The organism is Flavobacterium fructosi (genome assembly GCF_042787335.1).
Lineage (GTDB): Bacteria > Bacteroidota > Bacteroidia > Flavobacteriales > Flavobacteriaceae > Flavobacterium > Flavobacterium fructosi.
The window spans coordinates 1-7,522 of the sequence record NZ_JBHZQA010000024.1 but is presented as its reverse complement, the minus strand read 5'-3'; the positions used below and the strand labels follow the sequence as shown (position 1 = coordinate 7,522).

The 7,522-nt window shown below is 33.5% G+C and carries 4 protein-coding genes; all 4 read left to right on the top strand.

Annotated elements, in window-relative coordinates; translation table 11 throughout:
* Window positions 1-959, top strand: a 959-nt coding sequence (locus ACFX5D_RS16095; protein ID WP_379859218.1) for a gliding motility-associated C-terminal domain-containing protein, incomplete at its 5' end; no start/stop codon positions are given.
* A 161-nt stretch (window positions 960-1,120) separates the two neighbouring features.
* Window positions 1,121-2,029 (top strand): PorP/SprF family type IX secretion system membrane protein, encoded by a 909-nt coding sequence (locus ACFX5D_RS16090; protein WP_379859217.1) that lies wholly within the window; start codon window positions 1,121-1,123, stop codon window positions 2,027-2,029.
* A gap of 12 nt (window positions 2,030-2,041) precedes the next feature.
* On the top strand, window positions 2,042-3,982 hold the full coding sequence (locus ACFX5D_RS16085; RefSeq protein WP_379859216.1) for an OmpA family protein: 1,941 nt from the start codon (window positions 2,042-2,044) through the stop codon (window positions 3,980-3,982).
* 1,389 nt (window positions 3,983-5,371) lie between these two features.
* A partial coding sequence (locus ACFX5D_RS16080; RefSeq protein ID WP_465254663.1) for an HYR-like domain-containing protein occupies window positions 5,372-7,522 on the top strand: 2,151 nt, incomplete at its 3' end.

Below are 7,522 nucleotides of genomic sequence, written 5' to 3'. Positions count from 1 at the left end.
GAACGTATACCAAAACAAACGACGGATGCACTGCCGACCAGGAATTAGTGTTGACCGTAACTCCGAAACCAACGAAAGTGTCTACTCCAATAACAATCTGTTCGGGTGAAAACTATATTTGGTCTGTAAATAGTACTACTTATACCGCTGCTGGAACGTATACCAAAACAAACGACGGATGTACTGCCGACCAAGAATTAGTGTTGACCGTAACTCCGAAACCAACGAAAGTGTCTACTCCAATAACAATCTGTTCGGGTGAAAACTATACGTGGTCTGTAAATAGTACTACTTATACCGCTGCAGGAACGTATACCAAAACAAACGACGGATGCACTGCCGACCAGGAATTAGTGTTGACCGTAACCGCTCCTCTTACAATAGAAAGTTCAGCTTGTAATTCAGATAGTCAATTGACTATCGATTTAAAAATTTTATTACCAATAGGAACTCCAATAAATGGAACTTGGACAGACATAGATAATACGGGTAAATTGCAAGGAAGTATATTTTCTCCTTTTGGTTTAAATGTTCGCAATTATTATTTTGAATACAAAGTTGCTAATGAGAACTGTCCATTAATCATAAAAATGAGTATTGATAATGATTGCGATGGTATTGTATTAGGATGTGGTACCGTATTGGTTCATAATGCCTTCTCACCAAATGGAGATGGAATTAATGAAAATTTCATTATTGATAATCTTGATCTTACGGACTGTTATCCTACTAATACGGTTGAAATTTATAACCGTTGGGGGGTGTTGGTTTTTGAAACTGCTGGCTATAATAATACAACCAGAGTTTTCAATGGTATTTCTCAAGGTAGAACAACACTCAGTCAATCTTCTGGTTTGCCTACTGGAACCTATTTTTATATTCTGAATTACACTTCAATTGACAATAATGGTAATATTCAAACGAATAAAAAAGACGGGTATTTATACCTTACAAAATAATTAAATTTATACACCTGAGGACTCAATTGTTCTCAGGTGTATACTAAAATAAATGAACTGAACTTATCCTCAAATGATAAAAAGTAATAATTTTATCAATTTGATCTTTTGAACTATTTATTAATACGTTCGATAGCTAATTAAAATAATAAGAATCTATTATGAAAAAAAAACTATTTTCCTTCATTTTGATGTTTACATTCATAGTAAGTTTTGCACAACAAGATGCTCAATTTACGCAATACATGTACAACACAATCAATATTAATCCTGCTTATGCAGGGTCAAGAGGAGTACTAAGTATTTTTGCCTTACATCGTACACAATGGGTAGGACTAGATGGCGCACCGGTAACTAATGCAGTTTCTGTAAATACGCCATTAAATGCAAACAATTTGGGATTAGGAGTCACTGTTGTTAATGATAAAATAGGACCTACTCACGAGAACACCATATCTGCAGATTTGTCCTATACCATTCCAGCTTCGGAGACTTTTAAACTATCATTTGGGATCAAAGCAACTGCTAACCTCTTCGATTTGGATGTCACCAGACTAAATCCAGCCGACGACGATCCAAGCCTACATGATTATAGTAACAAATTCTCACCTAATATTGGTGCTGGTGTATATTTACATTCTGATAAAGCTTATGTAGGTTTTTCAATACCTAATTTTATTGAGTCAAAAAGATATGATGACAATGAAGTGGCTATTTTTAAAGAAAAAATTAATTACTATTTGATTGCAGGTTATGTATTCGATTTAAATAGTGATATCAAATTCAAACCTGCTGTACTGACCAAAATGGTTGAGGGAGCTCCTCTTCAAGCAGATGTTTCGGCAAACTTTATGTTTAGTGATAAATTTGTGGTGGGAGTCGCCTATAGATGGAGTGCGGCTTTAAGCGCCATGGTTGGTTTTCAAGTTTCAGAGGGTTTATACATAGGATACGGTTATGATCATGAAACTACTAATTTAAACCGTTATAATTCCGGTTCGCATGAAATATTTCTGCGCTATGAATTATTTAAAAACAACACTAAAATCGTTACTCCAAGATTCTTCTAAAAAATAATTATTATGAAAAATATTATACTTTACATAACAATAATAAGTGTTTTTTCATTTAACATTTACTCTCAAAAAGCTAGGGTAACTGCAGCTGATAAAAAATATGATAGCTATGCCTACGTTGACGCTATAAAAACCTATGAAAGGGTGGCCGAGAAAGGATACAAATCCGTCGATATGTTTAAAAAATTAGGAAATGCCTATTACTTCAATGGTGAGCTGGATAAAGCTGTTAAATGGTACGGTGAATTATTCGCTATGGCTACTGATACTGATTTAGAATCGGAATATTATTACCGCTATGCGCAATCTTTACGTTCTATTAGCCAAAGCGATAAGGCGGATGAAATGTTGCAAAAATTTATTCAAAAATCAGGAAACGACAGTAGAGGAAAGCTTTTTAAAAAAGATACCAATTATTTAGAAGCTATAAAAGCTAATTCGGGTAGATACCAGGTAGAAGATGCAGGTATCAATTCTAAATATTCTGATTATGGAACCGCAATCTATTCAAACAAGATAGTTTTTGCATCAGCTAGAGATACCGGAAGTTTGGGGAAAAGAAGACACAAGTGGACCAATCAAGCTTTCACTAATTTATATGCAGCTGATTTAGAATACAATATGACTCCAGGAGTACCTAAGAAATTTGATAAGAACATCAACTCAAAATTTAACGAAGCCTCTCCTGTTTTTACTGCTGATGGAAAGACTGTGTATTTTACCAGAAACAACTATCTCGATGGCAAAAAAAGGAAAGATGGAAATGATATTACCTTAATAAAAATATACAAAGCCAGTTTGGTGAATGATAAATGGTCCAATATAACTGAATTGCCTTTTGACAGTGACAATTACAGTACTGCCCATCCCGCCTTGAGCGCAGACGGAAAAAATTTATATTTTGCTTCAGATATGCCGGGAACATTAGGTCAGTCTGATTTATTTAAGGTGACAATTAGTGAGGATGGCAGTTTTGGAACTCCTCTGAATCTCGGAAATACAATCAATACCGAGGGTAGAGAAACCTTTCCGTTTGTAACTGATGAAAATGAGATTTATTTTGCCTCAGACGGGCATCCAGGTCTTGGAGGATTGGATGTTTTCATGTCTGAAATAAATACAGATGGAACTTTCAGTGCAGTTCAAAATGTGGGTGCTAATGTGAATTCTCCTAAAGATGATTTTGCTTATTTAATTGATACAAAATCAAGGAGAGGTTTTTTTAGTTCCAACAGAGATGGCGGTAAGGGCTATGATGATATTTATAAATTTTTGGAAACCAAAAGACTGATTTGTGAACAGCTAATGTATGGCGAAATAACAGATTTGGTTACTAAAGAACTACTTGCTGATGCAAAAATCAGCTTATATAATAGTCAATTTAGTCTTATTAATACAACCTATTCAGATGATAAAGGGAACTATACTTTTAAGGTCGAATGTGGGAAAACTTATAATGTGAGAGCTGAAAAACCAGAATATACCGCCATAGAACAAAAAATAACTATTGCCGAAACAAATGGGAAAACTTATTTGCCTCTCACATTGGAAAAATCAAAATGTAAAGTGACCATTGGTGATGATTTGGGTAAATGCTTTGGAATAAAAATGATTTATTTTGATTTAGATAAATCTAATATTAGAAAAGAAGCAGCTTTGGATCTGGAGAAAATATTAGATGTTTTGAACCAAAATCCAACCATGAAATTAAATATACGCTCTCATACAGATAGCAGACAGACATTTAAATACAACGAAGCTTTATCAGAAAGAAGGGTTAAATCTACTATGGGATGGTTAATCAAAAATGGAATTGATTCCACTAGATTGACTGGCAGAGGATACGGTGAAACCCAACTTGTAAATAAATGCTCTGATGGTGTAAAATGCAGTGAAGAAGAACATCAATTGAATAGAAGAAGTGAATTTATAATTACAGTTTTATAAATATATTTAGAAGCTAAATTAGAAATAATACCTGTTAAATAACAATAAATTAGGCTTCCTAAGTTAAATTTCATGCCTTTTTCAGTACTGTAGCTTAATTCAAAGCATACTAAATTAATATTCCCAATACTTGTTAATATACAGAAATATTAAAAATTTGATTCGTATTTTATTTTTTTTATCCATTTTTTATTTTAAACAAGAGACTAAATTAAATAGTTGCGTTTGTAATTTTTTTTGTATCAAATAAATGTGAATTTTTTTATACAAAAAAATACATTTTAACGATTATTTAAGTAATTCGTAGGAAAAAAAAATCAATAACAATAATTATTCTTAAATTTGATTATTCCTATTAACAAACTTTTATTGTTAGTTTGAAAATTTAAAATAATATTGAACCTAAAGAAAAAGAAATTCTTTTAGCCCAAAAAAAGAAAATTCTAATCTTTATAAATCTAAAACAGTCATTGTACTTTAGATTATGAAATTACAATTTTAAATAGTTTTAAATATAAAAAAGGAATGTCACCTGCGACAGAAAATATTCTTTAACCCAAAAAAGAAAGCTTTCATCCTTAAACAAAACTAATATCATTCTTGAAACAAAGATTAAAAAATTGTGTGTTTAACTATTGCGAAATTTTAGAAAAGGGTAAATCACCTGCTACTGAAAATATTCTTTAATCACAAAAAGAAAAATTTTCAACCTTAAAAAGCTAGAATCATTCTTAAAAAAAAATTTAAAAATTCTATTTATTGAATTGTATTTAAAAAAGAAAGTCACCTACGACTGAAAATATTCTTTAACCCAAAGAAAGTTTTTGTTTTTAAAAAAACACAGATAGTATTTATGTGAACTTTTAGTCTCCATGATATTACTAAAACAGATAAATATTTATCAGAACTAATTATTATAATAACTATTACTGAGCAATCATTTTTAAACTAATATATGCACTATTATTTTAATAAAACAATCGGTCTAAATAAAAAATAAAACAATGTTTTATTAAAAATCTAATTACTTATTATAGAAGTTTATTGCAAACAACAGTTTATTATTTAAAAAAGATTAATATGAAAACAAAAATTACATTACATAACCCAGTCTTTATCTTTTTAACCCGCACTGAAAATTTTGAAGTTAAAACCCCAAAATATTGGAATAATTTTCTTCAAAATATGATATTCCTTATTAAAAAAATGGTGTCAGTTTGTCCATTTTTTTATCGCTCGATAACTATTTATACAAAAATAGCTTTGATACCTATGAAGGTCAATAAATTAATCAGAATTACACAACCTACAATACACCAAAAAACTCTCAGAAGTAATATTTATTATTAAATTTTACTTCACTTTCTAACGATTTAAAAACAAATCAATATGAAATCAACTATTACTCAATCGATAAAAATATTATTATTTTTATTATTCAGCTTCCCCATTTTTAATACTGTTGCGTTCGCACAATTGGCAGCAGTTGAAACCAACAAATCAGATTATGCTCCTGGTAGTTATGTAATTATTACAGGAAGTAATTGGCAGCCAGACGAGATGGTAAAACTCACTTTAGTAGAAACCCCTTTTATACATCCGGAACAATATCTGTATGTTATCGCGGATAGTCTGGGAAATATATACAATAATGAATATTTAATTGAGGTCCATGATATAGGTCAATCCTTTACACTCTCCGCTACTGGTCTCATTTCTGGGTTTAATGCTGAAACTTTGTTTACAGATGCTTCAACTACTGCAAATTTGGATCAGGTAAAAAATGGATCGGCATCGTCTCCAATTCCGGGTGATTGGATCAACGGAAATTTAAATTCATCTCAAGCTCACTACGGTGAGGGGTGGTCGATACCCTATCGTATGACCATGGAAGGATTAAGTTCTGGGGCTCATGAACTAATTATACAATGGGATACTAGAAAATCTGGTCAAAGTGCTCTTGATTACATTACAAATTATGACAACATAGACAATCCTGCTGGCTCACATTTTGCTAATTTCAGTCATTATCAGGAAGTCATAGATCCGACTATAGATCCAGTAATTCCTGGATTAGGTGCACCAAGTACATTTCCTATTCCTGCTCCAAGTTCATTGGGATCTTCAATACTTGGACAACCTACTGCCAGTTTTAACGCGCTCCCAACTGCTAAAAAACAAATGACAATTTACAATGGGACCATCACCAGCATCTCCTACGTATCACAAGGCTCATTAGCAAATTCAGATGCCACAACAAGCCTTAAAATTACTTTTACAACTACCAATCCAACTGTAGTATTGGCGTGGGGCGGACATATTGCCGCTGAAATTGATTGGGGTCTTGGCGGAGGAGGAAGTACTATCAGCGGATCACCTTATCACACAAGTTTAGTAGGTTTAGACGGCGGCAGCGGAGGTCAGGATAGATCACTTTCTGCTTCTTCTGTTATAATACCACCACGATGTTCCATTTCAGGTCCTGAAAACGCTTGTTTAGAAAACAACTCATTAACTTATATTTCTAGTATTATAAATCCAAATAGTAGTACAGTTACTTATTCTTGGAGTTTAATAAACAATACCGCCGGTGCAATTATTAGTGGATCTTCAATAGGATCGTCAATCACTGTCATACCTGTTTCTGCTACTTTCATATCTGGAGGTACATTTAATATACAGTTAATAGTAACTAGAAATGGAATTTCAAATATTTGTTATCTTGGGTCTGATGTTTCTCCTGGGAAAAATATTTCTATCTCGGTACCTCAACCTTGTGTCATTAATGGCCCTGACTTAGTATGCCCATCATCATCAAATAGTTATTCGGCGGTTTCTGGATTAAGTTCCTACGTATGGTCTTTATCAAACGCTAACGGAGCTATTATAACCTCCGTTACAAATTCCCAAAATGTTACGATTACGGCGGGTTCAGGTTGTAACAATTCTTATACAGTGTTGTTAACAACAACAACAAATGGTTGCAGTTCAAACTGTGAAAAAACCATCACAGTAAACGATCACACTGCTCCTGTAATAACAAGCATCCCCGCGAACACTACTGTAAGCTGTGCCTCTACCGTTCCTGCATTCAATGATAATGAAGTAGTCGCTACGGACAATTGTATAGGAACAGTGACCATCACTCATGCCGATGTTGTGACTCCCGGATCATGCTCGAACCGCTACGCTATTGCTCGTACCTATACCGCTACCGATGTATGTGGTAATGCTTCAAGTGCAACTCAAACCATAACTGTAAATGATCAGACTGCCCCAGTAATCACAAGCATCCCTGCAAACACTACTGTAAGCTGTGCCTCTGCCGTTCCAGCATTCAATGATATTGCGGTAGTCGCTACGGACAATTGTATTGGAACAGTGACCATCATTCATGCCGATGTTGTAACTCCGGGATCATGCGCGAACCGCTACTCCATTGCTCGTACCTATACCGCTACAGATGTATGTGGTAATGCTTCAAGTGCAACTCAAACCATAACTGTAGACGATCAGACTGCACCAGTAATCACAAGCATC

Excerpts from the sequence above, each read along its gene's own strand:
- ACFX5D_RS16085 (WP_379859216.1), top strand. The coding sequence starts at position 2,042 with ATGAAAAATATTATACTTTACATAACAATAATAAGTGTTTTTTCATTT.
- ACFX5D_RS16090 (WP_379859217.1), top strand. The coding sequence starts at position 1,121 with ATGAAAAAAAAACTATTTTCCTTCATTTTGATGTTTACATTCATAGTA.